Below are 24,912 nucleotides of genomic sequence, written 5' to 3'. Positions count from 1 at the left end.
CCCCATCACTACCTCGCTCCTACTCGTAGACCACGCGCACCGTGCGGCTGGTGGGCATTGCCTGACAGGTCAGGACCCAGCCCTCCTCGACCTCGTCGTCCTCGAGGGCGTCGTTGTTGAGCATGTGCGCGCTTCCGGAGACGACCCGCGCCATACACGTTCCGCAGGAACCTGTTTCACACGAGGACGGGGCCCGTAGGCCCGCCATGCGTGCCGTCTGCAGCAGCGTGTCGCCGTCGCGGTAGGGCTGCGTGGTCTTCCGGCGGTCCAGCTCGATCACGACCTCTTCGGTGGCCTCGGTGGCGGTGGTGCCGACAGCAGGCGCCGGGGCCTCGACCGTCGTGAACCGCTCGAGGTGCAGCCGTTCCTTCGCCACACCGGCCGCCTTTAGCGCGGTCTCGACCGTCGCCATGAACGGCGCGGGCCCGCAGATGTAGTGGTCGGCGTCGTCGGCGCCGGCGATGAAAGTCTCGACGTCCGCGGCGGTGACGACCCCGCCGTCCTCGTCGTAGTGGTGCTCGACGACCAGTCGGTCGCGGTGTGCCTGGGCAAGGCCGGCCAGCGATTCGGAGAAGATGACCGATCCGCGCGCGCGGTTGGCGTAGAACAGCCTGACGGGACGCGACGTGCCGTCCAGCGCTGCCCGGACGAGCGACATGATGGGGGTGATCCCGCTGCCACCGGCGAAGGCGATCAGCTCCGCCGATGCGGAAACCTCCTGCCGGAGAACAAATCTCCCCTCAGGGGGCATCGCGAGCAACTCGTCGCCCTCGGTGGCGCTGTCGTTGAGCCAATTGGAGACCACGCCGCCCGGATCCCGCTTGACGGTGATTCGAAGCTCGTCCTCGACCGGAGCCGACGACATCGAGTAGCAACGGCGCAGATGCTGTCCGCCGACGCACACGCGCAGGGTCAGGAACTGCCCGGCCTGATAGCGATACCGGTGCGAACAGTGTTCGGGCACGTCGAGCACCAGCGACACAGCGTCCGACGTCTCGCGTACCACCCGCTTGATACGCAGCGGCGCGAATCCGTCAGAGCTACCGTCGTCCACCATCACGGCAACGATATCAAGTACTTGTCATTAATATCAAGTACTTGTCACACCCTTCGACGTGGTCAGCCTTCGACGTGGTCGGCGTGCAGTTCGTGGCCCGTGCCTTGTTCGACCACCCGCGCGAGCAGTTCGCGTAACGTCTTCTGCTCGGCTTTGCTCAGCACGCCGAACACCTTCTCGTGCGCGGCGATCGCGTCGTTGACCACCGTGCCCGCGACCTTGCGGCCCTGGTCGGTCAGGAAGGCCTGCAGAATCCGCCCGTGTTGCGGGTCCTGCTTGCGCTCAACGAGATTGCGCCGCTCCAGCGCCGTCAGCGCGAGCTGGACGCCCTGCGGGCTGATCAGCAACCGGCGGGCGAGTTCGGCGCCCGACAAGCCAGGCTCGTTTGACAGCTGACGCAGCACGCCGATCTGCGCGGTGCTCACGCCGTGTTCGCTCACCGCCTCGTTCACCGTCGTCAGCGAGAAGTAGAACGCCTGCTTGAGCAGCCACAGGATGTTGTCCGTGAGCTCCATACCTGCCACGTCACGCGCCTCCATGCCTAAACGTTAGCCGTCGTGGCCTGGACGACGCCGTCCTTCATCACGAAGCGCACATCGAGGGTGGTCTCGATATCCCGGGACGGGTCACCCGGCACGGCGATGATGTCGGCGAGGTACCCGGGCGCCAGCCGGCCCAGCTCATCGTCGGCCTCGATCAGTTCGGCGCTGGTGACCGTCGCCGCCCGGATGGCCTGCATCGGCGTCATGCCGCGTGCCACCAGGGCGCGCAGCTCTTTGGCGTTCTGCCCGTGCGGAATCGCGGGAGCATCGGTGCCGCAGGCGATGCGGACGCCCGCGGCGATCGCCTTGGGCAGCATCGCCTGGGCGCGCGGGAAGACCTCCTCGGCCTTCTTGCGCAGTTCGGGTGCGATGCGGTCGATCGCCATCGCCTCGGTCAGGTACGTCGTCGACACCAGGAAGGTGCCGTGGTCGACCATCATCTGGATGGTGTCGTCGGTGGCGAGGAAGCCGTGCTCGATGCAGTCGATGCCCGCCCGGATACAGGCCCGGATGGCGCTGTCGCCCACCGCATGGGCGGCTACCCGCACCCCGGCACGGTGCGCCTCGTCGGCGATGGCGGCGAATTCGTCGTCCGAATACTGTTGCGCACCAGGGGCGGTACTGTGCGACATCACGCCCCCGGATGCCGAGACCTTGATGAGCTTGGCGCCGTGCCGGATCTGGTAGCGCACGCAGGCGCGGACCTCGTCGACGCCGTTGGCGATGCCCTCCGCGACGGACAGCGGCATGATCCCCGGTGCGAGACGCTGGAAGACCGTCGGGTCGAGGTGCCCGCCGTACGGGGTCACGGCGTGACCCGCCGGATAGATCCGCGGCCCGGGGTGCCAACCCTGGTCGATCGCACGCTGCAGGGCCACGTCGAGCAGGTAGCCGCCGGTCTTGACCATCAGGCCGAGGTTGCGCACGGTGGTGAATCCGGCATCGAGCGTGGACCGCGCGTTCACCGCGCCCCGCAGTGTGCGGTACGCCGGGTCGTCCTGCACTCCGTGCATCGGACTGGGCAGGCCCTCCGGACCGCCCGGACCGCCGATGAGGAGATTGAGCTCCATATCCATCAGCCCCGGCAGCAGCGTGACGTCGCCGAGGTCGATGTCCAGGTCCGGATCAGCGGGCGGCTCGGCGGGATTGATCGACTCGATCCTGTTGCCGTCGATGACGATCACCGCCGGGGACCGCACCTGCTGGGCCTCAACATCGGCCCAGCGGGCCGCGCGCAACACCGTCTTCGTGCCGGGACCCGGCTGCGTCACGGCCTGGGCTCGGAGTCGCAGTCCAGGCTCGTCGCGCCCGTGTCGGGCACCTTCGGTTGCTTCCAGCATTCGACCGGGAACGACACCTGGATCATCGAATACAGCAGATGCATCAGGTTCAGCACGTCCTCGGGCAAGTCGTCGAGGGGGAACTTGTCGCAGTAGGAGATCGCCTCCTCCGCCCGCGCCGTGACGGCGTCGTAGAACGCCTGCATCTCACGCATCGACGAGGCCAGCCGCTTGGCGTAGCGCTCAGCCTCGGAGCCGAGACACCAATCGGAGAACTCCTCGAGGTCGGCGAACTCAGGAGGCAGTTTCGCCGCGGTCTCCGCCGTCGTGGTCTGCGCGGTGCTCACACCCGCCATGCTCACACCCCCGCCGCCGTTGTGCGCTGGTATTCCTCGACCCAGGCGGCCGTCTCCTTGTGCAGGTGCCGGATCAGCACTTCCTGATCGCAGAGCACGAAGTTCTCGAGAACGCGCGATTCGACCATCGTCTGCGTCGCCTCCAGCGTGTTGGCGTCCTGGAGTCCGTACTCCTTGAACGACACGGCGGCCAGTTCCTGGGCGATGCGCTCCCGCGGCGTACGCGGCTGCGGGAAGTACACGGTGCCCTCGAAGACATGCGTGTTGTGCGACGTCGGCCAGTAGTGGTAGGTCAGGTACCAGCCCTGCCCCCAGAAGAGGATCACGAAATTCGGGAACAGCTGGAACGAGTCCAGGCCCCACGGCTCGCACTTCGCGGGGTTGAGGCCGGCCGGCATCTCCCCCAGATCCGGTTTGTCCCAGGGGCCGAAAAGCCCGCTCTGGCAGATGTCCTCGATGGGCTTGCGCATCTCGTCGGCCATCTCCCAGGCCCGTATGCCTGACGTGCTCACCAGTCGGTGCGGCCCTTCGATCCGATAGTGCGGCGCTTCGAATCCGGCCTCCGCGGCGGCCTTCGAATACGCCGTCGGTGACTGGTTCGCATGCAGTACCGGTGCGTGGTAGAACTCCTGGAACGCATCCATGTACAGCTTCCAGTTCGCCTTCACGTCCGACCGGTAGTGGAACCGCGACGTCATCCTGCCGAAGGGATAGCCCTCCAGGTCGGTGATCATCGGACCGAGGAAATCTCGCAGCGTCCGCTCGGGCTCTTGGGCGAAGTTGACGAAGATGAACCCCTCCCAGACGTCGCAGTGGACGGGCACCAGGCCGTAGCGACTCTTGTCCAGATCGAAGAACTCACCCTCCTGCTGCACGAAGGTCAGGTTTCCGTCGAGGTCGTAGCGCCACGCGTGGTACTTGCAGGTGAACTGCCGGCACACACCGCTGGTCTCCTCGAGCGGCATGTCGTTCCACACCAACTTGTTGCCCCGGTGCCGGCAGATGTTGTGGTAGGCCTTCACCTCACCGGCGGTCGTGCGCACGACGATGATGGAGGTGTTGGCGACCTTCAGCTCTTTGGTGAAGTAGCTGCCCTTACGGGGGATCTGTTCCACCCGACCGACGTTGAGCCAGGCACGCTTGAACACCGCCTTGCGCTCGATCTCGTAGAACTGCGGGTCGATGGAGTCCTCGTAGGACACCGGTCCCGTCCCCAGTTGCGGGTAGTGTTCGGTCCAGCTGCCTTCGGGTGGCTTGGGAAATCGGGCCATTGTCGTCTCCTGTTGACCGGTGTTCGTGCCGCGCTACCCGCCTCGGCGACGTGCCGATTCGAGTGGCTCAGGCAAACAATCAGGCGCAGACGCCTTTTCGTCATTTCGCAGAGCCCGCATGGCCGACGGTATATGCTCGTCCGATCAATCGCAAGTAGTTGATATTGCCGGGTCGTCGCCTCGGCGGAAGGAAGTCGAACAGGTGCGTCCGGATGAGCTCTTCATCGGTGGCAGGTGGTGTGACCCGACCGCCGGGCAATGGATCGAAGTCATCGCCCCGCATACCGAGGAACCGATCGCGCATGTCGCGGCGGCGGGCCCCGGCGACGTGGAGGCGGCGGTCGCCGCCGCGCGGACGGCGTTCGAATCCGGCCCGTGGCCGCGGATGGATCCCGCCGAACGCATCGCGGCCGTGCGGCGCCTGGCCGCCCTCTACGGCGAACGACGCTCCCAGATGGCCGAGACCATCACCTCCGAGATCGGTGCACCCATCAGCTTCGCGCAGCGCGCGCAGGTCGCGTTGCCGTGGACGATGATGACCGCCTTCTGCGATCTGGCCGAGGACTACCCGTTCCGCGAAACGCGCCCGGGGAGGTACGGCGCCGACATCCACATCCGCCGTGAGCCGGTGGGTGTGGTCGCCGCGATCGTGCCGTGGAACATGCCGCAGTTCCTCATCGTCACCAAGCTGATCCCCGCCCTGCTCGCCGGCTGCGCCGTCATCCTCAAGCCGGCGCCGGAGTCACCGCTCGACGCGCTACTGCTGGCCGAGATGATCGCGGAGTCGGATCTGCCGGCAGGCGTGGTGAGTGTGCTGCCGGGCGACGGGTCGCTCGGCGAGTATCTGGTGAAGCACCCGGGGGTGGACAAGGTTTCGTTCACGGGCTCGACGGCTGCGGGTAAGAGTGTCGCCGCGGCGTGCGCGGCCGGTCTGAAACGCGTCAGCCTCGAACTCGGCGGCAAGTCCGCCGCAATCGTGCTCGACGATGCCGACCCCGCCGCCGTTGCGGCAGGCGTGCGGTCGGCCAGCCTGAGCAACAGCGGTCAGATCTGCAACGCGCTCACCCGGATCCTGGTGCCCGCAGCCCGCGCCGGCGAGTTCACCGACGCACTCGCGGCCGAGATGGCGTCGCTGGTGATCGGTGACCCGACGGACAGTGCCACCCAGGTCGGCCCGCTGGTCGCGCAACGCCAGCAGCAGCGGGTTCGCGGCTACATCGACACGGGCCGGGAAGAAGGTGCACGCCTGGTCACCGGCGGGGCCGAGATGCCCGACGGCGTCGAAAAGGGGTGGTTCGTCCGTCCGACCCTGTTCACCGACGCCACCAACGACATGCGCATCGCCCGCGAGGAGATCTTCGGTCCGGTGCTGACCGTCATCCCGTTCTCCGACGAGGACGAGGCGGTGGCGATCGCCAACGACTCCGACTACGGCCTCGCGGGGTCGGTGTTCACCGAGGACACCGAGCGCGGACTCGGCGTCGCCGCCCGTATCCGGACCGGGACCTTCGGCGTCAACCAGGGCTACACCATGGACCCGTTCGCGCCTTTCGGCGGTGTGAAAGGCAGCGGCTACGGACGTGAGCTCGGCCGCGAGGGCCTCGACGGCTACACCGACACCAAGTCGATCTCGATCGCGGCAGGAAGCAAAGGAACGTAAACCGGCATGCCAGAGCAGATATCGACACAGATCTCCCCCCGGCCGGGTGGGGGTGAGCCGAACTTCGCCAGGCCTTGGGCGCCGCACCGGCGGCGGATCTACCTGGCCGCGGCGGCATTCACCGGTGCGGCCTTCGTTCTCGTGGTGGTCGGCGTCGGTGTCGGAATTCTGCCCCCGACGTTCACCGTCGACGTCGTCGCCAACCTGCTGTTCGGTATCCCCGTGATCCTGCTCCCCTTCGTTCTCCTCTGGAATGCACCCGGAGAGAACCGAACTCGCGTCGACAAGGCCGCCGAACTCACGCTGTTCTACCTCCCCTACACGGCAGGGAGCCAGATCGGTTACGAGCTGATCTTTCTGATCGGCCATCCCCTGAACCTGTGGACCCCGACCGACGATCCCGGCTGGAAGTGGTTGTGGTGGCAGTACGGTCTGGCCGATACCCGCTACACCAGCGGCAACAACTGGATCTTCGGCCTGGAGTTGGTGGGTGTCGCCGTCGGCGTGACGGTGTTCCTGGTCTGGACCCGCCTGATCCGGCCCGACCTGCCCACCGAGTCCCGCATCAAGAACCTGTGGCTGGCGTTCGCAGGCGTCGCGATGCTGGCGAGCAGCACCGGCGTGTACTTCCTTTCCGAGGTCCGGTCCGGCTTCGGCGATATCGGACAGGGCGCCTTCGGGCTCTGGTTCAAATTCATCGCCGAGAACGTCCCGTTCATCATCCTGCCGGCCCTGGTGCTCTATTCGATCTATCTGCAGATCGACTTTCTGACCCGGCGAGCGGCGACGCCGAGGTAGCGCGTCCTACTTCAGGCAGCTGCCCAGGTCGATCGGCATGGCGACGCCGGTAACGAAGCGCGAGTCGTCCGAGGCGAAGAACATCACGGCGTTGGTGATGTCTTCGGCCTCGACCCATGGTCTGGGCATGGTGTGGAACATCTGGCAGATGGGTGCGATGTCGTCGGGGCCGGGGCTCTCCAGATCCGGCCGGAAGAGATCGAAGGTCTGCTGGTTCATCACCAGCGGGGTGTTGACGTGCGTGGGATGCACGCTGTTCACCCTGATCATGTGCTGGCCCAGCTCGACCGCGCAGGAGCGCATCAGGCCGACGACACCGTGCTTGGCCGAAACATATTGACCCATCTGCGGATAGGCCTTCAGCCCTGCCACCGAGCTGGTCAACACGATCGATCCGCCCCGCCCTCCGGCGATCATGTGCGGGATCCCGGCCTTCACGGTTTTCCATACGCCCGTGAGGTTGATGTCCATCATCGCCTGCCACACGGGCTCTTCCAGAGTCTCGATGGTCTGTCCGCCGTTGCCGATGCCTGCGTTGGCCAAAATGATGTCTAGCCTGCCGAATTCGGCAACGCCGCGGTCCACGACAGCCTTCATGGCGTCGAAGTCGCGGACGTCGGCTTCTTCGGCGATGATCCGGCGTCCGAGCGCCTCGACCCTCTCCTTGGTCTCCAGGAGATCCCCGGGTGAGGCCAATTCGAGCTGACAATGGTCGACGTTCTTGCAGATGTCGATGGCGATGATGTCGGCGCCCTCTTCAGCGAGTTTCAGCGCGTGGCTTCGTCCTTGTCCGCGGGCGGCACCTGTGACGAATGCGACCTTTCCCTCTACCCGTCCGGGCATGTCATGCTCCCTCTCGATCCATGGTGTGCTTCGTGGTCATACCTGTGCCGGCATGCTGTCCCAGCCGCGCACTGTGGAGGACGAGGAGAACACCGCACTGTCGAGATCGACTTCCCAGTCCGGAAAGCGGTTCATGATCTCGTCCAACGCGATCCGGCCCTCGATGCGCGCCAAAGCGTTGCCGAGGCAGTAGTGGGCACCTATTCCGAACGACAGATGCTGACGGGGTGAGCGCGTGACATCGAAAGTGTCCGCGTTCTCTCCGAAACGTCGTTCGTCGCGGTTGGCCGCGCCGATCAACGTCAGAATGCTGCTGCCCTCGGGCACGTTCGTGCCGTAGAGCTCGATGTCGTGGGTGACGTATCGGGCGGCCTGGAGGGCGGGTGGTTCGAATCTCAAGATCTCCTCGATCGCGCCTGGCAGCAGTGTGCGATCGGCGACCAACCGCCTGCGTTGCGCGGGATGTTCGGACAGCAGCTTGCCTGCCCAGCCGATCAATCGGGTGGTGGTCTCCGCGCCTGCCACCGCAACGAGGTTCATGAACATCAGCAGTTCGTCGCGTCGCAGTTTTCTGATGCTGCCCGTCTCGTCCGCGAACTCCGCATTCAGCAGCTCGGTCGTCAGGTCGTCGGCCGGATGATCAATCCGCCAGTCGATGAAGTCTGCGAAAACTTCGCCATCTGTAATCACGCCGTCGGGGTTGTCGGTCATCTGACCACCGCGCTCGGTGCGCACGAACTTGTCGCCGTCTTCCTGCACTAGGTGCTGGTAGTCCTCGGGTATTCCGAACAGCATTCCGACCACCCGCAGTGGCATGACCGCACCGAGATGTTTGACGAAGTCGAAGTGGTCGCCACCTACCAACGGATTCAGGCACCGCGCGGTGAACTCGCGGACCTTCGGTTCCAGACTGTTGATCTTGCGTGGCGTAAAGGCCCGCGACAGCAGATTCCGATGGAAGTCGTGGACCGGCGGGTCCTCGAAAACCAACAGCCCCGACGGGATTTCGATGCCCGACTTGATGATCTCGAGAACCGCACCGCGAGCCGAGCTGAATGACTGGTGGTCTACCAGGATGCGGCTGGCGTCATCGAACCGGCTCACCGCGTAGAAGTCATGAACCTCGTTGAAGTACAGCGGTGCTTCGTCGCGTAAACGCTTGAACATGGGATACGGGTCTGCATTGAGCTCGGCATCCCATGGGTCGTAGTTCAATAGGCCGTTCGCGGTGATCGTCACAACGTCTCTCAGAAACTCAGGCCGTGGGCTTCGAAGTGCTTTGCGAGAGCTTGCATGTACCCGTCGCCGTGGAACGGACCTCGCGCGCCGATGGCCGCCTCCAGAAACGGGCCGTATTCTTCGTCGTTCACATACGTCGACCAGTGCACGATCTCGGCGTCCTCGTTGGTGTCTACGAAGCTGATCGAGTAGAAACCCATGACTTTTCCGTCGTTGACGTTCGTACCCTCCCAGCGATAGCGCATGACGAACCCGTTCTCGGCCGGCCAGCACTTGTAGTCCACGGGCTTCCAATCGGGGAAGGTGATGCCATAGGCCTTCGCTTCCACCGTGGCAGCGGTGTCCCAGTGGGTCGCCACGTCCTTGAGTACCAATTCCTGGCCGGCGACGAAGTACGGCGAGGTGTACACGGCATCGTCGGTGAACACCCACTCGTCGTAGGATTCGCCTTCCTGGACCTTCTGCAACACGTACTTGTCGCGGTAGCTCTCCGCCATCCGGCGGTGCTTTGCGATGCGCGCTTCCAGCTTCATTGCAGGAGTTCTCCTTTTAATCCGTTGGGATGCTTGCGAATTCGGCGGATCCAGAGCTGGTGCAGCGGGGCCGGCGCACGGAGACACCGCGCCCCGTCTCCTTCACATACAGGATCGTTTATCATATGCACATTCGTATACGCGGGGTGATGTCATTGCGCCATTCGGATCGCAACCTGGGAAGATGAAGCCGTGGCAGAACGATGGACGCGACAGCGGCGCATGGAGCACACCCGCGGCCTGCTGCTCGATGCGGCCGAGGAAGTGTTCGCCAAGCAAGGGTTCGGAGGTTCCGCGCTCGACGACATCGCCGAGGTCGCCGGTTACACGCGCGGGGCGATCTACTCGCATTTCGGCACCAAGGAGGAACTCTTCCTCGCCGTCATCGAACGCCACATCAATCGCTTCCTGGACAGCTTCGCCGACGTGATCGAATCCTTCGAGGGACTGGACACACTCGACATCGAAAAGCTGGCCCAGAAATGGCGTGACCTGACCATCGCCGGTCCGAACAGCGCCGCGCTGGGTTACGAGTTCTCGCTGTTCCTGCTGCGGAATCCGGATGCGCGCGATCGCGTGACGGCCCAGCGTGAGGAGGCGGTCAACTCGCTCGCGAACTACGTCACCGGCCACATCGACCGACTGGGTGGCGAACTCCAGATGCCCGCCGAAACCCTTGCGCGGCTGCTGATTGCCAGCCACGAGGGCGTCACCATCCTCGGGCACATCGACGGTGAGGACCTCTACGGCCCGTTCCTGCAGATGGTCATGGCCAACGTCGCGCCCAAACCTGCCGCGCCGAAACGCCCCCGCAGCCGTCGAGCGCACTGAGCCTCCTCGCGCCGGCTGTGTCGTTGTGATGACGGATCGCTCCTCACGTTCGCCTGCCCGCGCCAGATCCATCCCGCAACGCGCGACTGCTGCACCGCGAAGTGACTGGGTCAGATCCCCCGAGGTTCCGGCGATCCGATGGTGATGACGATCACTAGTATACGGACTCGCATTTCATATACAAGTACGTATATGAATACTGGCGGCGCCGGCCCGTGTCGTCACCTCAGCGCACGCCGATCGAGAGCAGAGGTTTTCGCCCTCGCGTCAGGGGAGTTTGATCGCCGAGGTGTACATCTCGACGATCGGCCGGTATAGGTCGACGTCGTCGAGTTCGCTGCCCAACACCACCGAGTCGCTGGTGGCGACGAGCACCTGGGCGAGAGTCGACGGCGGAATGAGCAGGGTGCCCCCGAGCCTCTCGATGCCCTCGACGATGAACGCGGCGAGCGCCTCGACGACCTCTGACCGCTTCTCGGCCACGCGCTCGCGCGCCTCCGGGTTACGAAGCAGGTAGAGCGCGAACTCGTGACCCAGCGCGGCGTGCTCGGCGCCTCGGTCCTGGCTCAGTTGTCGCCACCGCGCCGCGATCTCATCGAGCTCGCGCGATCCGACCTGCGCGGCCGACGACATCACTTCGGCGAAGTTGTCGAAGTAGCGGCGCCAGTACCGATCACTCACCGCCAGGAAGAGGTCCTCCTTGGTGGCGAAGTGCTTGTAGATGGCACCCTTCGTGTAGCCCGCCGCATGCGCGATGTCATCGAGAGTAGCTGGGGAGAAACCCTTTTCGGCAAACACATCCTCCGCCGCGTCGAGCAGCAGCGAGCGCGTGTGTTCGAGACGTCGCTCCCTCGTCCACCGCTCGACCATGCCAAAAGTGTGCCACAGAATCTGAGAAACCCTATAGATATTCAGATACTCGCTGGTATCTTCGCTATGAGCCGCGTGCGGACGCGGAGGTCCAGGAGGGCGTGTTGAGCGAGCTGTCGAACAAGAAACCTGCAGTCACCGAAACAGTGAGTGGTGTCGCCGGCCTAGGTGCGGGAACCCCGCGATCGTCGAACGCCATCAAGATCTGGGCGACCGTCGGCACCGTGTTCCTGGCGTACACCGCCTATGTGTTCATCCGGTGGGTCAGCGGACCCTTCTTCGAACCGGTGGCGGGCGGCCCGAGCGATCCCCCGCTGTACATGAAGATCCCCTTGATCGCCAACGCCGTCGTGCTGTGGATCGGCCTGCCATTCGCGTTGTGGTTCTTCATCATCCGGCCCTGGGTGCGAGAGAAGCGCATCACGCTCGACGGCATGTTGCTCGTCTCGATGGGGCTGATGATGTTCCAGGATCCGATGCTCAACTACTACAGCACGTGGTGCACGTACAACGCCTGGCTGTGGAACCGAGGATCCTGGGCGCCGCACATCCCGGGCTGGGTGGCGCACGAGGAACCGGGCCATACCGTGCCCGAACCGCTGCTGACCAACATCCCCGGCTACATGTACGGCGTGCTGCTGATCACGATCGTCGGATGTTGGGTCATGCGCAGGATCAAGAACCGTTGGCCGGAGATCAGCAATCTGAGGCTGGTGCTGGTCACCTATGCGATCGCCTTCGTCTTCGACTTCGTCATGGAGGCCTTGGTCATGCTGCCGATCGGCTTCTATTCCTACCCCGGTGCCATCCAATCTCTGTCGTTCAACGCCGGTACGTACTACCAATGGCCGATCTACGAGGGCTTGATGTGGGGTGGCGTCCAGGCGGCGCTGTGCTGCTTGCGCTTCTTCACCGATGACCGAGGACGCACGTTGGTGGAACGTGGTTTGGACAGCATCCGAGGCGGCGCCGTCAAGCAACAGTTCGTTCGCTTCCTGGCGATCTTCGGCGGTGTCAGCGCATGCTTCTTCCTCTTCTACAACGTCCCGGCGACCTGGCTCGGCATGCACGGTGACCCCTGGCCGGAAGACGTGCAGAAGCGCTCGTACTTCAACCCCGGCATCTGCGGCGAGGGGACCGACCGGCCGTGCCCGAACCCTGATCTGCCGCTGCCGACGAAGCACTCTGGCTACATCAACCACGACGGCGAACTGGTACTCCACGAAGGCGTCGAGGTGCCACCGATTGTTCCGATCCAGGTGGGTAGGTGACGGATCAGGGCATCTTGACGGCCGACACGTACATCTCGACGACCGGTTGGTAGAGGTCGACGTCGTCGAGGTGGCTGCCCAGCTCGACGGCGTCAGTCGTGGCGATGATGATGTGAGCCAACGTCACCGCCGGGATCAGCAGGGTTGCGCCCAGGCTCTCGACGCCCTCGACGATGTAGCGGGCGAGCTGATCGACGACCTCTGATCGCTTGGCGGCCACGCGTTCCCGCGCCTCCGGGTTGCGCAACAGGTAGAGGTTGAACTCGAGACCCAGTGCCGAATGTTCGGCACCGCGGTCGCGACTCAGCTGACGCCACCGCTCACCGATGTCCTCTAGCTCGCGCGCCCCGATGTGGTCGGACGACGACATCACCTCGGCGAACTTGTCGAAGTACCGCCGCCAATACCGGTCGCTGGCAGCCAGGAACAGTTCTTCCTTGGTGGCGAAATACTTGTAGATCGCGCCCTTCGAGTAGCCGGCCGCCTTGGCGATGTCGTCGAGAGTCGCTGGCATGAAACCTTTTTCGGCGAATACCTGTTCTGCGGCATCCAGCAGCAGCGTGCGCGTGCGCTCGAGGCGTCGCTCGCGCGTCATCGGCTCGACCATGCGGCAATTTTGCCACAGATTCTTTTCGAACCCTTGGTCATCCAGATACTCACTGGTATATTTTCGACGCATCGGCCACCCTTGAAGGGGAGCTCTGAGGTCTATGGGGATCGACAAGTGCGGAGGAGACGGTGTCGTGAGTGATCTGTCGAGCAGGAAGAAGCCGGTTCTCACCGAGTCGCTCAGCGACGCGACACTCGGTGCGCAGCCGCAGAAGAAGATCACGCCGGTACGCGTGTGGGCCGCCGTCGGCGGTGTAATCCTCGCGTTCCAGCTGTTCGTCTGGGGCAAATGGGTCACCGGACCCCACTTCGAGCGGGTACCCGCAGGCCCCACCGACCCACCGACGTTCATGAAGGCGATCCTGTTCACCTGGACAGCCGTGATCGTGGTGGGCCTGCCAGTCGCCATCTGGTGGTTCCTCATCCGGCCGTGGCGTCGGGAAAGGCGAATCACCCTCGACGGCATGCTCTTCGTGAGCTGCGGGCTGCTGTGGTTCCAGGACCCGCTGCTGAACTACTTCAGCACCTGGAGCACCTACAACACCTGGATGTGGAACATGGGCTCGTGGGTCCAGGACATTCCGGGTTGGGTGTCATACGGGGAACCGGGCGCCATGATGGCAGAGCCCGTCCTGATGAACGCCCCCGGTTACTTCTTCGTCCTGCTGTGCACGATGCTGGGCTGCTGGGTCATGCGCCTGGCCAAGAAGCGGTTCCCCAACATCAACACCTTCGGCCTGATCGGCGTCGTGATCGCCTGGACGTTCTTCTTCGACTTCGTCATCGAGGGCCTGTTCCTCATGCCGATGGGGCTGTTCACCTACCCGGGCGCCATCCAGGCCCTGTCGGTCAATGCCGGCACCTACTACCAGTGGCCACTGTATGAGGGGCTCATGTGGGGCGGCGTCCAGGCCGGCCTCTGCTGCATGCGGTACTTCACCGACGACCGTGGTCGGACGTTCGTCGAGCGGGGGCTCGACCAGGTCCGAGGCGGTGCCGTCAAACAGCAGATCACCCGCTTCCTGGCGATCTTCGCCGCCTGCAGCACCTTCTTCTTCGTCTTCTACAACATTCCGGCGCAGTTCTTCGCCATGCATCAGGACCCGTGGCCGGAGGACATCCTGAAGCGTTCGTACTTCCTGATGGGCATCTGCGGTGAAGACACCGATCGGCCGTGCCCAAACCCTGCGCTGCCGATGCCCCTGACGAATTCCGGCTACATCAACCACGACGGCGAGCTCGTCTTTCCCGAGGGTGTCGAGCTTCCCAACAAGGTTCCGCTCGAGCGAGGAGAGTAAATGTCGAACAGCAATTCTGCGGTGGTGACCCCCGTTTCGAGCGCGCCGTTCTACCGTGCGGTTGGCGACGAGGTGGAGGTCTTCCGCGCGGCGGCCCGCCGAGGGCTGCCGGTGCTGCTGAAGGGCCCTACAGGTTGCGGGAAAACGCGATTCGTGGAGGCGATGGCCCACCAGCTGAACAGTGACCTGATCACCGTTGCCGGCCACGAGGACATGACGTCGGCCGATCTGGTGGGTCGGTTCCTGCTCAAGGGCGGCGAGACGGTCTGGGTAGATGGGCCGCTGACCCGCGCGGTGCGCGAGGGCGCCATCTTCTATCTGGACGAGGTCGTGGAGGCCCGCCAAGACACCACCGTTGTCATCCATCCGCTCGCCGATCACCGCCGTGAACTGCCCGTCGACCGCCTGGGCACGACACTTCAGGCAGCGCCTGGATTCCAGCTCGTGATCTCCTACAACCCGGGCTACCAAAGCGTGCTCAAGAATCTCAAGGAGTCGACCCGTCAGCGCTTTGTCGCCATCGAGTTGGGCTATCCGTCCGCGGAGATCGAGACCGAGGTGGTCGCCTACGAAGCCGGGATCGATGTCGAGACCGCGAGCGCTCTGGTCAGACTGGCATACGCCATTCGAAATCTCGCTGGGTCGCCGTTGCGCGAAGTGTCCTCCACTCGCATGTTGATTCTCGCGGGCGGCCTCGCTGCTGAGGGGCTCAACCTGCGCAGCGCCGTTCATGCTGCTGTCGTCCAGGTCCTCTCCGACGATCACGATGTGATCCGCGCCCTTGATGAACTCGTCGACACGGTACTGCCAAAGACGTGACCGGGAATTCGAACCCGGACCGGTTCCGGTTCCTCGCCACCTACATCGCCGGCAGGTCCGTCGAAGTCATGGAGGCACCGGCCGGCCAGCCTGCGCACACGAACGGCCAATTCATCTTCGTTTCGTCCGGCGGTGCCGTCGAAGAGCAGCGCCGTGAAATGCTGGTTCAGGCCGCACTTCTCGGCGCGGGAAGTCTCGAACCGCGATTGGTCAAGGGGTTGCGGGCGCGGGCCACACTGGCCCGCCGCTACCTGGCGCTCGAAGGTCAGCGAGTTCTCGCCGAACTCGCCGCGCAGATCCCGCTCGATGCGGGACTCCTCGGTGACGCAGCGCCCAGCACTGCGACCGCCGACGAGTCACTCGAGGTGGCCAGGAGCCGCGCGACGGTTGCCGATCCGCCGGAGTGGTTCGGTGCCATCAAAGTCTCCCGGTTGCTGGCGGCGCCGGCGGGCCCGGGAGGGAAGGCCACCAACAAAGACCTCAAGTTGCAGTTCGATCCCATCGACATGCCGGAGTCGGAAGAGGACGACGAAGACGAGGACGAGGACGGCGGAAAGTCCGGGGATAGCAAGATACTCAAGCTGTTCGAGAGCCCGATCTTCAACAACCAGTCGATGTCCGACTACATGCGAAAGATGTTCGGCGGTTCACGTTCGCCTGGCGAGGGTGCCGCGGGCGCGGAGATGACAGTTCGCTCCACCCGGAAGGTACGGGAAATCGGGCCCGACGCCCGTCCCCTGCCCACTCGGATCCAATTCACCGATGACGGCAAACCCGGTGCTGCGCTCGGCGTAGGCGGCGCACTGTATCCGGAGTGGGACGTCTTCAACGACCGGTACAAACCTGACTGGTGCCGTGTCATCGATTTCCCACTGACCGCCAATGCCGACGTCTCCGATGCCGGTGTCGCCCGCGACGACGTGCTACGGCGCCGGCTGGCTCGCGTCGGGCTCGGCCCGAAGGTGCTGCGCGCCCGTGCTGACGGGGACGACCTCGATATCGAGGCGTTGATCGATCTGTTCGTCGATCTGCAATCCGGTTTCTCCGCACCGGAGCACGTCTACCTGGAACGTCGCAAACTTTCCCGCAATCTCGGCGTACTCATCCTCATCGACGCCTCCGGGTCTGCCGTCGACGCCGATGCCGACGGCCTGGCGGTGCACGACCACCAGCGTGGGGCGGCCGCCACCCTGGCCGTCACGCTCGAAGAACTCGGTGACCGCGTCGCCGTCTATGCCTTCCGGTCGCAAGGTCGCCACGCCGTCCATCTGCCGGCGATCAAGACCTTCGACCAGAGTTTCAGCGCCGTTGGACGGGCCCGACTGAACCAGCTTGAGCCAGGCAGCTACACGCGTCTCGGCGCCGGAATTCGGGGCGCCGGTGAGGTTCTCAAGGACCAGGCCGGTACCCCCAACCGGATGCTGATCGTGCTCTCGGACGGCTTCCCCTACGACGACGGCTACGAGGGTCGTTACGCGGAAGCCGACGCCAGCAAGGCCCTCGAAGAGCTCCGATCGGAAGGCGTTGCGTGCCTGTGCCTTGCCATCGGCGCGTCCACGAAAACCGATGTGCTCGAACGAGTCTTCGGAGCAGCCAGCTTCGCCAGCGCCCCGGTCTTGAGCGATCTGAGCCCGCAGATGGACGAGCTGTTCATGTCAGCGCTCGCCGAGCTCGCGGCGCCGAAACCGACGAGGGTCTGAGGCTCGACGGACGCACCCTCAGCGCTCGAGCGATTCCCAGAACCGGGTGAGGGCCGCGGCGCCGGCGGCCGGGTTCTCGACCATCCACCAATGCCCCAGCCCGTCGAGCACCTCGGTGCGAGCGCCGGCTCGCTCGGCCGCCCGACGCCGCATCTCCTGGGTGCCGACGAAGGGATCCTCGGTGGCCGACAGCGACAGTCCCGGCCGGGCCGCGGCGTTCTCGAGTGCCCGTCCGGCATCGGCCAGCGCCGGTTGGCGTGCGGAGCGGTACAGCGCCAGGATCGCCTGACCCATCTCCGGACCCTGCGCTGCGGCGAACGACGTCGCCACGTCTGCGGGGATGCCGTACGTGACCAGCTGTTGTGCCCGGTCCTCTACCGAACCGTCCTGCATCATCGCGACCAGCTGCTCGCCGGTCTCCGGGGTCTGGAACCCCTGCGCCATGTCGTGCCATACGTAGTCGCGGTCGAACAGGCCGACGACGTCGCTGGCCCAGCTGCGCACGAGGTCGGGTCGGTGCATCACCGCGTTCACCACGTGACCTCCGCCCCAGTCGTGTCCGACGAGGTCGACAGGTCCATCGATACGCTGCAGCTCGTCGACAAGCCAATCGCGGTAAGCGAGAAAGGTGGCCGAGAAGCCACTGGGCAACGGGGAACCGAATCCGGGCGGCGACAGCCGCACCACGTCCGTGCGCCTGAGGGCATCGACGAGGGGACCCCACACCGCGTCGGTCTCCGGATTGCCATGCACCAGAACCACAGTCACGGTTCTCATCCTCGCATGACGGCCCAGTGGTCGAGGCGAAATCGGCGGCGGAGACGTCCCGCTCGCCCGTAGCCGGGCATCCGTCGGCCAAAAGTGTCAAGCACTCAACATCTGGGTCGCTGTACGCTACAACTGAGGGGATGCTGACTGGCGAGAAGGTCCTGATCACCGGGGCGACCGGCAAGATCGCCTTCCCGATCGCGCGTGCGCTCGCCGAACGCAACGAGGTGTGGGGCGCCGCCCGCCTGCGGGCTCCGGGCGACCGGGACAGACTCCAAGCCGCGGGCGTCACACCGATGGCGCTCGACATGAGCACCGGCGACTTCTCGGAACTGCCGGACGATTTCACCTACGTGTTCCACGCGGCCGTCGACAGCGGTGCCGGCGACTGGTCCCGATGCGTCGACACCAACGCGCAGAAATCCGGCGAGCTGCTGTACCACTGCCGCACCGCCAGAGGCTTCGTCTTCTGCTCCACCGGTTCGGTCTATGGCTACCAGGGCCGGCGACCGCTGCGAGAGAGCGACCCTCCCGGCGTACCGCTTCGCGCGAATTACAGCTTCTCGAAGATCGCCGCGGAGGCGGTCTGCACATGGGTCGCCAAGCAGAACGGAATACCGCTGACGATCATCCGGATCTGTTCGACCTACGGTCCGGAGGGCGGCGCGCCGGCCGATCGGCTGGAGATAATCCTGGCGCGCAGGCCGATCCGCCTCCATCCCGACAAGCCGAACAATTACAACCCGATCTACGAGGACGACTACGTCGCGCTGGGAATCCGAGCCATGGAGGTGGCCGACACGCCGCCGGTCGTGGTCAACTGGGCCGGCAGCGAGACGGTCAGCGTGGAGGATTACTGCGCCTACCTGGGCGAACTGGTCGGCGTCGAGCCGATCCTCGAGTACACGCCCGCGGCGCATACGCCGCTGTGGCCGGACATCACCCACATGCACGAGGTGCTCGGCCGTACGACGGTGCCGTGGCGGGACGGCATGCGGCGCATGATCGCAGCACGGCATCCCGAACTCCCGCTGCCCGAGCACGATCCGACGACAGCCTGAAGGGCGCCCCATGCAGCTACCCGGCACACCGTCCGACGACGTGGCCGACGTCCTCACCCAGGGCCGCGGAGACATCGGCACGCTGTTCGTGTCGATGGCGACACGGCATCCCGACGGCGCGGACGCCGACTACCTGCGCTGGCACACCCTCGACCACCGACCCGAACAGCACCGGTTGTCGGCCGTGCGGGCCTCGTTGCGGCTGGTGTCGACGCCGGCGTGCCGGTCCGCACGCGCGTCGAGCGCCGGCCCCTATGACGCCATCGACCACGTGATGACGTACTTCTTCACCGACCCCGGCGGAATGGAATCGTTTCTGGCGCTGTCCACGGCGCTCGGCGATGCGGACCGAAAACTCCCGCTACTGCCACCGGTGGAGCGGGGCGTGTACGACGTCGACGAGAAGGTGGCAGCCCCGCGGGTCAAGGTCGGCGCCGATGTCCTGCCGTGGTGGCCGGTGCGCGGTGTGTACCTGCTCCTGGAGTCGGGCGCCTCGGCGCCGACGGACCTGCTCGATGTCGACGGCGTCGCGGGGGTGTGGACCGCCACGTCACTGCCGGTCGGAGAGCGACTGGCCAGCGCCCCTGCGGGGCAGAGGATTTCGTACTGCTTTCTCGACGACGATCCGGTCGGCACCGCCGGCCGGCTCCGGCCTGCGCTCGAGAAGCGCTGGAGCGACGCAGGTGTCACCCCGCTGTTCGCTGCGCCGTTCCATCCCGTCGTGCCCCACGAATGGGACCGCTATGTGCCGTGAGCCTTCACGCGCCGAGCATCACCATGCCGCCGTCGACCGCGATCAGCTGGCCGGTCATGAAGCGCGAACCCTCACCGGCGAGGAACACCAACACCGGGCCCAGGTCGTCTGCCGGGTCACCCAGCGCTCCGCCGAGCGGGATCGAGGTCGCGATCTGTTCGTCGAGCACCTTGACACCCTCGGGACCGACGAAGTCCCGCAGCCGGTCAGCGCCTGGCGTCTGCACCGCGGGGGCCAGCGCGATCGCTGAGACCTTCTCCGCCGCCCACGCCCGCGCGATCGACCGGGTCCATGCGGTCACCGCACCCTTCGTGGCGGCGTAGACCGCGGCGATGGGACTGCCCATCACCGCCTCACCCGAGCCGAAGTTGATGATGCGGCCGCCCTCGGTGCGCATCACCCGGTAGGCAGCCTGGTTGGTGAAGATCGTCGCCTTGAGGTTGGTGTCGACGAGGAAGTCGATGTCCTCGGCGGTGATGGCGCCGGGAATCCCGGGCTGCCACAGGCCGGCCGCGTTGACCAGGACGTCGAGTCCGCCCATCGTGGCGGCGGCGGCGTCGACCATCGCGTCGACGGCGGCGGCATCCCGCACATCGCACGGCAACCACGTGACATCGGAACCGGCAGGCGGCGGCGTCCGGTGATGGGTCGCGACGACGGTTGCCCCTGCTCCGGTCAGGGCTGCCACCGCGGCCGCACCGATGCCGCTCGCCCCGCCGGTCACCAGGACGCGGCGACCCTGCAGCGGGCCGCTCACCCGAGCACCCGGATCGGGTCGGCGCCGTCCCAGGCGGCCGCCGCGCCGCGGATCATCGCGTCCATGCCGTCGAGCACTTCCGTTCTCTCGGTGATCTCGTAGATCGTCGCGGGGCCCGCCGTGGGCTCGACGTAGGCGAAGCGCACTCCCCCGTCGTCACCGCCCGACCACACCACCGGCCATCCCGCCGCCTCGGCGCTATGCAGCGCCGCCTCGAAATCGTCCACCCACCAAGCGAGTTGGTGAAATCCACCGGCCCCGCCCGCCAGGAACTCGGTGTACACCGACGGCACGTCGTCGTCCTGGGCGATCACCTCGACCTGCATGTCACCGATATTGGTCATGCCGATCGACAACGTGACGTCGCAGGGTGCGCCGCGGTAGGACCCGTGCTGGGCCAAATCGCGCAGCACGAACCAGGGGCCCACCCCGGCGGCGAGCCATCCCTGCAGCGCGCGGTCGAAATCGTCGACGACGTAACCGAACTGGCGGACCGGTCCGGGAAAGGGCGCCGACGCCCGTGAAGCGTCCATCGCCCGACCGTAGGCCCGAAGTTAGTCACGAGTCAACTATTCCGTTACCGCGTATAGCCATGTAGCGTCCGGATCATGCCCCGTGCGACCAGCCCGGACCGCGCTGACCGCAGTCAGCGCAGGACGTCGCTGCAACAGGAGCGATCACGGGCGACGAAGCGGATGCTCGTGCAGGCGGCGATGGCGCTGTGGCGCACCAACGGCTACTCGAGCACCACCGTCGCCGACATCTGCACCGCCGCCGGGGTGTCGAAAGCGTTGTTCTACTTCTATTTCCCGCGGAAAGAGGATGTCCTCTTCGAGGTCGGCGTGCTGTCCACCCGGTCGGCCCGGCGCACCGCCGACGTCCTGCTTGCCAGGCAATATCAGGTCATGCCGGTGATCGCCGCGGCGCTGGCCGACCTGGAGCGGTCGATGGCGCGAAACCCGCCCGAGTTGATCATCGCGACGATCCTGGAGGGCTACCGCTACGAACACCGCATCCTCGCCGGCAACGAACCTCTCGAGGACGGCGAAGCCGCCGAGGGCGGGATGTTCACCGCGCTGTTCGACCGGGCGAAGCGGGACGGCAAGCTGCCCGCCCACGTCGACGTAACCCACCTGGCATACCTGGCGCACACGTTGGTCAGCGAGGGGGCACGGCACTGGGCCGCCGGCGCCTTCGGCGACCGATCGTTCGCCGAGGTGGTGGGCGCCGACATCGAAACACTGCTCGCCGGCGTCAGCCGCGAGAGAACCTGAAACAAAGGAGAACCCCCGATGGCGTGGGATTTCGACACCAACCCCGAGTACCAGGAGATCCTCGACTGGGCCGACGAATTCGTCAGGACGGAGGTCGAACCGCTCGACCTGGTGTGGCCCCATCAACAGTTCGTGCCGCTCGACGGCGAACGCCGCCGGGCCATCGATCCGCTCAAGGAACAGGTGCGGCGCCGCGGTCTGTGGGCCACCCACCTGGGACCCGAACTGGGTGGCCAGGGCTACGGCCAGCTCAAGCTGGCGCTGCTCAACGAGATCCTCGGCCGCTCCCAGTGGGCGCCGATCATCTTCGGCTGTCAGGCCCCCGACACCGGCAACGCCGAGATCATCGCCCACTACGGCACCGAGGAACAGAAGCAGCGGTATCTGCAGCCGCTGCTGTCCGGTGAGCTGTTCTCCTGCTATTCGATGACCGAACCGCACGCGGGTGCCGACCCCACGTTGTTCACCACCCGCGCGGTGCGCGACGGTACAGGGGAAGGGGCGGACTGGGTGATCAACGGCCAGAAATTTTTCTCCTCCAACGCCGCAACGGCCGCCTTCCTGATCGTCATGGTGGTGACCAACCCCGATGTCAGCCCGTATCAGGGCATGTCGATGTTCCTGGTGCCCACCGACACCCCGGGGGTGAACATCGTGCGCAATGTCGGCCTCTACGGTGAGCGCGACGGCGAAGGCAGCCACGCGCTGATCCACTACGACGATGTCCGCGTGCCGGCCGACGCCCTGCTCGGCGGCGAAGGTCAGGCGTTCGCGATCGCCCAGACCCGGTTGGGCGGAGGGCGCATCCACCACGCCATGCGCACGATCGGGCTGGCCCGCAAGGCCCTGGACATGATGTGCGAACGCGCGCTCAGCCGCCAGACACAGGGCAGCCGGCTGTCGGACAAGCAGTTTGTCCAGGGGTACATCGCCGACTCCTACGCGCAGCTGCTGCAGTTCCGGCTGATGGTGCTCTACACCGCATGGGAGATCGACAAGTACAACGACTACAAGAAAGTGCGCAAGGACATCGCCGCGGTGAAGGTGGTGATGCCGACGGTGCTGCACGACATCGCGTGGCGGGCGATGCAGGTGCACGGAGCGCTCGGCGTGACCAATGAGATGCCGTTCCTCGGCATGGTCACCGGCGCGGCGGTGATGGGACTCGCCGACGGGCCCACCGAGGTACACAAGACCACCGTGGCCAAACAGGTGCTGCGTGACCACCAGCCGACCACCGACACCTGGCCCACCGAGTGGATACCCCGCAAACGCGAGGCGGCACAACAGAAGTACGCGCAATACCTCGAAGCCCAGGTGGGCAATCTATGAGTGCGATCGACACCGCCCGGCTCGCCGCGTGGATGGACGAGGCGGCGTTGCCGGGCAAGGGGGAACCGCTGCAGACCCGGTTCCTGTCGGGCGGTACGCAGAACGTCATCTACGAGATCCGCCGCGGCGAACACCGGTGCGTCCTGCGCATGCCGCCGCCCGGCGCGCCACCGGACCGGGACAAGGGAATCCTGCGCGAATGGCGGATCATCGAGGCACTCGACGGCACCGACGTCCCGCACACCGCCGCGGTGGGGGTGTGCGCCGACCCGGACGTGCTCGGGCGGCCGTTCTACCTCATGGGGTTCGTCGACGGCTGGTCGCCGATGGACACCCACGGCCGATGGCCCGAACCGTTCGACAGCGATCTGTCCGCCCGCCCCGGTCTGAGCTATCAGTTGGCAGAGGGCATTGCGCTGCTGTCCAAGGTGGACTGGCGCGCACGAGGATTGGCGGATCTGGGCCGCCCCGACGGCTTCCACGAGCGGCAGGTGGACCGGTGGACCGGATTCCTCGCGCGGATCAAGCGGCGTGACCTGCCCGGGCTCGACACCGCGACGGCGTGGCTGCGCGCGCACGAACCCCTCGACTTCATCCCCGGTCTGATGCACGGCGACTACCAGTTCGCCAACGTCATGTACCACCACGGCGCGCCCGCGGCGATGGCCGCGATCGTCGACTGGGAGATGGGCACTGTCGGCGACCCGAAGCTGGATCTGGCGTGGATGGTGCAGAGCTGGCCGACCGGTGACGCCACCGAATCCGAGATGAGTTACGTCGATATGCGCGGGATGCCGTCGCGCGACGACGTGGTGGCGCACTACGCCGAGGTGTCGGGACGACAGGTCGACGATTTGGACTACTACCTGGTGCTGGCCAAATGGAAGCTTGCGATCGTGTTGGAGCAGGGCTTCCAGCGCGCCGGTGACGACGAGAAGCTGCTGGCCTTCGGGCCGGTGGTGACCGGCCTGATGGCCTCTGCCGCCGAACTCGCCGAGTCCAGCGACTATCGGTGAGGGCCGCGGTCTGCGCCGCCCACGGTCCGCCGGAGACGGTGCGGATCGGCGAACTACCGTCACCGGAGCCCGGGCCCGGTGAGGTCGCCGTGCGGGTCGGGGCGGCGGCGGTGAACTTCCCCGACGTCCTCCTGATCGCGGGCCGCTACCAGGTGAGCGTGCCCACCCCGTTCGTCCCGGGCAGCGAATTCGCCGGCACGGTCATCGGAATCGGTCCACACACAGCGGGATTCACCGTCGGTGACCGAGTGGCCGGCACCGGGATGTACGGCGCGTTCGCCGAGGAGGTGGCGGTCCCCGCCGCCGGGTTGACGCGGGTGCCCGAGGGTATCGACGATCGCACGGCCGCGGCATTCGGAGTGGCCCACCGCACGGCCCACCACACGCTGCGCTCGGTGGTGCGGGTCGAACCCGGTGACGACGTCGTCGTTCTCGGTGCCGGCGGCGGCGTGGGCCTGGCCGCGGTCCAGCTCGCGGCGCACCTCGGCGCCCGTGTCATCGCGGTGGCGTCCTCGTCCGAAAAGCTCGATGCCGCTACGGAAAACGGTGCTCACCACGTGATCAACCACCGGCTGCGGCCGCTGCGCGACGCGTTGCGTGACGCGGTGCCCGACGGAGCGGCGGCGGTGATCGACCCGGTGGGCGGCGAGTTGAGCGAACCGGCGCTGCGTTCGCTGCGCCGGGGCGGGCGTTTCGTCACCGTCGGCTTCGCCTCCGATGTCATCCCGCGGATCCCGTTGAACCTGGTGCTGATCAAGGGTGTGACCGTGCAGGGCTTCCAGTTCGGCGACATTTCGGCAGGCGAATTCGACCGCAACGAGCGCGAGTTACGCGATCTCTTGGCCACCAACGAGATACGGCCGCACATCGGCGGGGTCTACCCTCTCGACGACGTGGCCGCCGCCCTGCGGCAAGTGGCGGACGGCCGCGCCGTCGGCAAGGTGGTGGTCGACGTCTCGCGCTGAGCAGCACC

Annotated in this window: 26 protein-coding genes; 13 read left to right on the top strand and 13 right to left on the bottom strand. The window is 65.8% G+C overall.

All coding sequences use genetic code 11. The annotated features are described in order from the left end of the window. Window positions 1-19: 19 nt before the first annotated feature. The 5 genes from I7X18_RS09450 to I7X18_RS09430 all read right to left on the bottom strand — a co-directional run bounded on the left by I7X18_RS09450 (window position 20) and on the right by I7X18_RS09430 (window position 4,506). On the bottom strand, window positions 20-1,057 hold the full coding sequence (locus I7X18_RS09450; RefSeq protein ID WP_193047016.1) for a ferredoxin--NADP reductase: 1,038 nt from the start codon (window positions 1,055-1,057) through the stop codon (window positions 20-22). A 62-nt stretch (window positions 1,058-1,119) separates the two neighbouring features. Next, the gene (locus I7X18_RS09445) at window positions 1,120-1,572 is read right to left on the bottom strand and encodes a MarR family winged helix-turn-helix transcriptional regulator (protein ID WP_193047280.1); all 453 of its coding nucleotides are present in this window, start codon (window positions 1,570-1,572) and stop codon (window positions 1,120-1,122) included. A gap of 26 nt (window positions 1,573-1,598) precedes the next feature. Beyond that, window positions 1,599-2,870 carry a metal-dependent hydrolase family protein gene (locus I7X18_RS09440; RefSeq protein ID WP_193047015.1) on the bottom strand — a complete coding sequence of 424 codons (1,272 nt, stop codon included), beginning with the start codon at window positions 2,868-2,870 and terminating at the stop codon, window positions 1,599-1,601. Further along, window positions 2,867-3,226 carry a hypothetical protein gene (locus I7X18_RS09435; RefSeq protein ID WP_232375445.1) on the bottom strand — a complete coding sequence of 120 codons (360 nt, stop codon included), beginning with the start codon at window positions 3,224-3,226 and terminating at the stop codon, window positions 2,867-2,869. The genes I7X18_RS09440 and I7X18_RS09435 overlap by 4 nt, the downstream gene beginning before the upstream one ends. Before the next feature lie 11 nt (window positions 3,227-3,237). Continuing rightward, window positions 3,238-4,506, bottom strand: a complete 1,269-nt coding sequence (locus tag I7X18_RS09430; protein ID WP_193047013.1) for an aromatic ring-hydroxylating oxygenase subunit alpha — start codon at window positions 4,504-4,506, stop codon at window positions 3,238-3,240. A gap of 223 nt (window positions 4,507-4,729) precedes the next feature. Between I7X18_RS09430 and I7X18_RS09425 the strand changes: the two genes are divergently transcribed. Then, complete coding sequence (locus I7X18_RS09425; RefSeq protein ID WP_404822833.1) at window positions 4,730-6,166, top strand: aldehyde dehydrogenase; 1,437 nt, start codon at window positions 4,730-4,732, stop codon at window positions 6,164-6,166. A gap of 6 nt (window positions 6,167-6,172) precedes the next feature. Then, window positions 6,173-6,964, top strand: a complete 792-nt coding sequence (locus I7X18_RS09420; RefSeq protein ID WP_193047011.1) for an emopamil-binding protein — start codon at window positions 6,173-6,175, stop codon at window positions 6,962-6,964. Window positions 6,965-6,970: 6 nt separating this feature from the next. Here I7X18_RS09420 and I7X18_RS09415 read toward each other — a convergent pair whose 3' ends face one another. Genes I7X18_RS09415 through I7X18_RS09405 form a run of 3 tightly spaced genes read right to left on the bottom strand, consistent with a single transcriptional unit; the run spans window position 6,971 to window position 9,579 of the window. Then, window positions 6,971-7,807, bottom strand: coding sequence for a mycofactocin-coupled SDR family oxidoreductase (locus I7X18_RS09415; protein WP_193047010.1), 837 nt, complete (start codon window positions 7,805-7,807; stop codon window positions 6,971-6,973). A gap of 36 nt (window positions 7,808-7,843) precedes the next feature. Next, window positions 7,844-9,046 carry a cytochrome P450 gene (locus I7X18_RS09410; RefSeq protein ID WP_193047009.1) on the bottom strand — a complete coding sequence of 401 codons (1,203 nt, stop codon included), beginning with the start codon at window positions 9,044-9,046 and terminating at the stop codon, window positions 7,844-7,846. 8 nt (window positions 9,047-9,054) lie between these two features. Beyond that, a complete protein-coding gene (locus I7X18_RS09405) occupies window positions 9,055-9,579 on the bottom strand; it encodes a hypothetical protein (protein WP_193047008.1) in 525 nt (174 codons plus the stop codon). A 192-nt stretch (window positions 9,580-9,771) separates the two neighbouring features. Here I7X18_RS09405 and I7X18_RS09400 point away from each other — a divergent pair, with 192 nt between their 5' ends. Beyond that, on the top strand, window positions 9,772-10,410 hold the full coding sequence (locus tag I7X18_RS09400) for a TetR/AcrR family transcriptional regulator (protein ID WP_193047007.1): 639 nt from the start codon (window positions 9,772-9,774) through the stop codon (window positions 10,408-10,410). A 267-nt stretch (window positions 10,411-10,677) separates the two neighbouring features. On the opposite strand, the gene I7X18_RS09395 is transcribed toward I7X18_RS09400, so the two are convergent. After that, window positions 10,678-11,280, bottom strand: a complete 603-nt coding sequence (locus I7X18_RS09395; RefSeq protein WP_193047006.1) for a TetR/AcrR family transcriptional regulator — start codon at window positions 11,278-11,280, stop codon at window positions 10,678-10,680. 104 nt (window positions 11,281-11,384) lie between these two features. Between I7X18_RS09395 and I7X18_RS09390 the strand changes: the two genes are divergently transcribed. Beyond that, complete coding sequence (locus tag I7X18_RS09390) at window positions 11,385-12,551, top strand: spirocyclase AveC family protein (protein ID WP_193047005.1); 1,167 nt, start codon at window positions 11,385-11,387, stop codon at window positions 12,549-12,551. 4 nt (window positions 12,552-12,555) lie between these two features. Here the strand turns inward: I7X18_RS09390 and I7X18_RS09385 are convergent, their stop codons facing one another. After that, window positions 12,556-13,158, bottom strand: a complete 603-nt coding sequence (locus I7X18_RS09385; RefSeq protein ID WP_193047004.1) for a TetR/AcrR family transcriptional regulator — start codon at window positions 13,156-13,158, stop codon at window positions 12,556-12,558. 136 nt (window positions 13,159-13,294) lie between these two features. On the opposite strand from I7X18_RS09385, the gene I7X18_RS09380 reads away from it, so the two are divergent. The 3 genes from I7X18_RS09380 to I7X18_RS09370 all read left to right on the top strand — a co-directional run bounded on the left by I7X18_RS09380 (window position 13,295) and on the right by I7X18_RS09370 (window position 16,977). After that, window positions 13,295-14,458, top strand: a complete 1,164-nt coding sequence (locus tag I7X18_RS09380) for a spirocyclase AveC family protein (RefSeq protein ID WP_193047003.1) — start codon at window positions 13,295-13,297, stop codon at window positions 14,456-14,458. Next, window positions 14,459-15,277: a CbbQ/NirQ/NorQ/GpvN family protein gene (locus I7X18_RS09375; RefSeq protein ID WP_193047002.1), complete on the top strand. Its 819-nt coding sequence runs from the start codon at window positions 14,459-14,461 to the stop codon at window positions 15,275-15,277. A 68-nt stretch (window positions 15,278-15,345) separates the two neighbouring features. Continuing rightward, entirely contained in the window at window positions 15,346-16,977 is a 1,632-nt protein-coding gene (locus tag I7X18_RS09370; protein ID WP_193047279.1) for a nitric oxide reductase activation protein NorD, read from the top strand. A gap of 18 nt (window positions 16,978-16,995) precedes the next feature. Here I7X18_RS09370 and I7X18_RS09365 read toward each other — a convergent pair whose 3' ends face one another. Continuing rightward, complete coding sequence (locus I7X18_RS09365) at window positions 16,996-17,745, bottom strand: alpha/beta fold hydrolase (protein ID WP_193047001.1); 750 nt, start codon at window positions 17,743-17,745, stop codon at window positions 16,996-16,998. 140 nt (window positions 17,746-17,885) lie between these two features. Here I7X18_RS09365 and I7X18_RS09360 point away from each other — a divergent pair, with 140 nt between their 5' ends. Both I7X18_RS09360 and I7X18_RS09355 read left to right on the top strand, forming a co-directional pair. Continuing rightward, window positions 17,886-18,806, top strand: a complete 921-nt coding sequence (locus I7X18_RS09360) for an NAD-dependent epimerase/dehydratase family protein (protein ID WP_193047000.1) — start codon at window positions 17,886-17,888, stop codon at window positions 18,804-18,806. 10 nt (window positions 18,807-18,816) lie between these two features. Then, window positions 18,817-19,560 (top strand): hypothetical protein, encoded by a 744-nt coding sequence (locus I7X18_RS09355; protein ID WP_193046999.1) that lies wholly within the window; start codon window positions 18,817-18,819, stop codon window positions 19,558-19,560. 4 nt (window positions 19,561-19,564) lie between these two features. On the opposite strand, the gene I7X18_RS09350 is transcribed toward I7X18_RS09355, so the two are convergent. After that, complete coding sequence (locus I7X18_RS09350; RefSeq protein ID WP_193046998.1) at window positions 19,565-20,317, bottom strand: SDR family NAD(P)-dependent oxidoreductase; 753 nt, start codon at window positions 20,315-20,317, stop codon at window positions 19,565-19,567. Beyond that, entirely contained in the window at window positions 20,314-20,850 is a 537-nt protein-coding gene (locus tag I7X18_RS09345) for a VOC family protein (RefSeq protein WP_193046997.1), read from the bottom strand. Before I7X18_RS09345 ends, I7X18_RS09350 begins: the two co-directional genes overlap by 4 nt. A 75-nt stretch (window positions 20,851-20,925) precedes the next feature. On the opposite strand from I7X18_RS09345, the gene I7X18_RS09340 reads away from it, so the two are divergent. The 4 genes from I7X18_RS09340 to I7X18_RS09325 are packed head-to-tail and all read left to right on the top strand — an operon-like array spanning window position 20,926 to window position 24,904. Continuing rightward, complete coding sequence (locus tag I7X18_RS09340) at window positions 20,926-21,591, top strand: TetR/AcrR family transcriptional regulator (RefSeq protein WP_193046996.1); 666 nt, start codon at window positions 20,926-20,928, stop codon at window positions 21,589-21,591. Between the two features lie 18 nt (window positions 21,592-21,609). Then, window positions 21,610-22,923 (top strand): acyl-CoA dehydrogenase family protein, encoded by a 1,314-nt coding sequence (locus I7X18_RS09335; protein WP_193046995.1) that lies wholly within the window; start codon window positions 21,610-21,612, stop codon window positions 22,921-22,923. Continuing rightward, entirely contained in the window at window positions 22,920-23,939 is a 1,020-nt protein-coding gene (locus I7X18_RS09330) for a phosphotransferase family protein (protein ID WP_193046994.1), read from the top strand. Before I7X18_RS09335 ends, I7X18_RS09330 begins: the two co-directional genes overlap by 4 nt. Further along, complete coding sequence (locus tag I7X18_RS09325) at window positions 23,936-24,904, top strand: NADPH:quinone oxidoreductase family protein (RefSeq protein ID WP_193046993.1); 969 nt, start codon at window positions 23,936-23,938, stop codon at window positions 24,902-24,904. The genes I7X18_RS09330 and I7X18_RS09325 overlap by 4 nt, the downstream gene beginning before the upstream one ends. Window positions 24,905-24,912 lie beyond the last annotated feature (8 nt).

It is taken from the genome of Mycolicibacterium baixiangningiae, assembly GCF_016313185.1.
GTDB lineage: Bacteria > Actinomycetota > Actinomycetes > Mycobacteriales > Mycobacteriaceae > Mycobacterium > Mycobacterium baixiangningiae.
This window is presented reverse-complemented; position numbering and strand designations above follow the sequence as displayed.

Excerpts from the sequence above, each read along its gene's own strand:
- I7X18_RS09345 (WP_193046997.1), bottom strand. The coding sequence starts at position 20,850 with ATGGACGCTTCACGGGCGTCGGCGCCCTTTCCCGGACCGGTCCGCCAG.
- I7X18_RS09415 (WP_193047010.1), bottom strand. The coding sequence starts at position 7,807 with ATGCCCGGACGGGTAGAGGGAAAGGTCGCATTCGTCACAGGTGCCGCC.
- I7X18_RS09430 (WP_193047013.1), bottom strand. The coding sequence starts at position 4,506 with ATGGCCCGATTTCCCAAGCCACCCGAAGGCAGCTGGACCGAACACTAC.
- I7X18_RS09450 (WP_193047016.1), bottom strand. The coding sequence starts at position 1,057 with ATGGTGGACGACGGTAGCTCTGACGGATTCGCGCCGCTGCGTATCAAG.
- I7X18_RS09340 (WP_193046996.1), top strand. The coding sequence starts at position 20,926 with ATGCCCCGTGCGACCAGCCCGGACCGCGCTGACCGCAGTCAGCGCAGG.
- I7X18_RS09370 (WP_193047279.1), top strand. The coding sequence starts at position 15,346 with ATGGAGGCACCGGCCGGCCAGCCTGCGCACACGAACGGCCAATTCATC.
- I7X18_RS09405 (WP_193047008.1), bottom strand. The coding sequence starts at position 9,579 with ATGAAGCTGGAAGCGCGCATCGCAAAGCACCGCCGGATGGCGGAGAGC.
- I7X18_RS09330 (WP_193046994.1), top strand. The coding sequence starts at position 22,920 with ATGAGTGCGATCGACACCGCCCGGCTCGCCGCGTGGATGGACGAGGCG.
- I7X18_RS09395 (WP_193047006.1), bottom strand. The coding sequence starts at position 11,280 with ATGGTCGAGCGGTGGACGAGGGAGCGACGTCTCGAACACACGCGCTCG.
- I7X18_RS09360 (WP_193047000.1), top strand. The coding sequence starts at position 17,886 with ATGCTGACTGGCGAGAAGGTCCTGATCACCGGGGCGACCGGCAAGATC.
- I7X18_RS09335 (WP_193046995.1), top strand. The coding sequence starts at position 21,610 with ATGGCGTGGGATTTCGACACCAACCCCGAGTACCAGGAGATCCTCGAC.
- I7X18_RS09355 (WP_193046999.1), top strand. The coding sequence starts at position 18,817 with ATGCAGCTACCCGGCACACCGTCCGACGACGTGGCCGACGTCCTCACC.
- I7X18_RS09420 (WP_193047011.1), top strand. The coding sequence starts at position 6,173 with ATGCCAGAGCAGATATCGACACAGATCTCCCCCCGGCCGGGTGGGGGT.
- I7X18_RS09445 (WP_193047280.1), bottom strand. The coding sequence starts at position 1,572 with ATGGAGCTCACGGACAACATCCTGTGGCTGCTCAAGCAGGCGTTCTAC.
- I7X18_RS09375 (WP_193047002.1), top strand. The coding sequence starts at position 14,459 with ATGTCGAACAGCAATTCTGCGGTGGTGACCCCCGTTTCGAGCGCGCCG.
- I7X18_RS09385 (WP_193047004.1), bottom strand. The coding sequence starts at position 13,158 with ATGGTCGAGCCGATGACGCGCGAGCGACGCCTCGAGCGCACGCGCACG.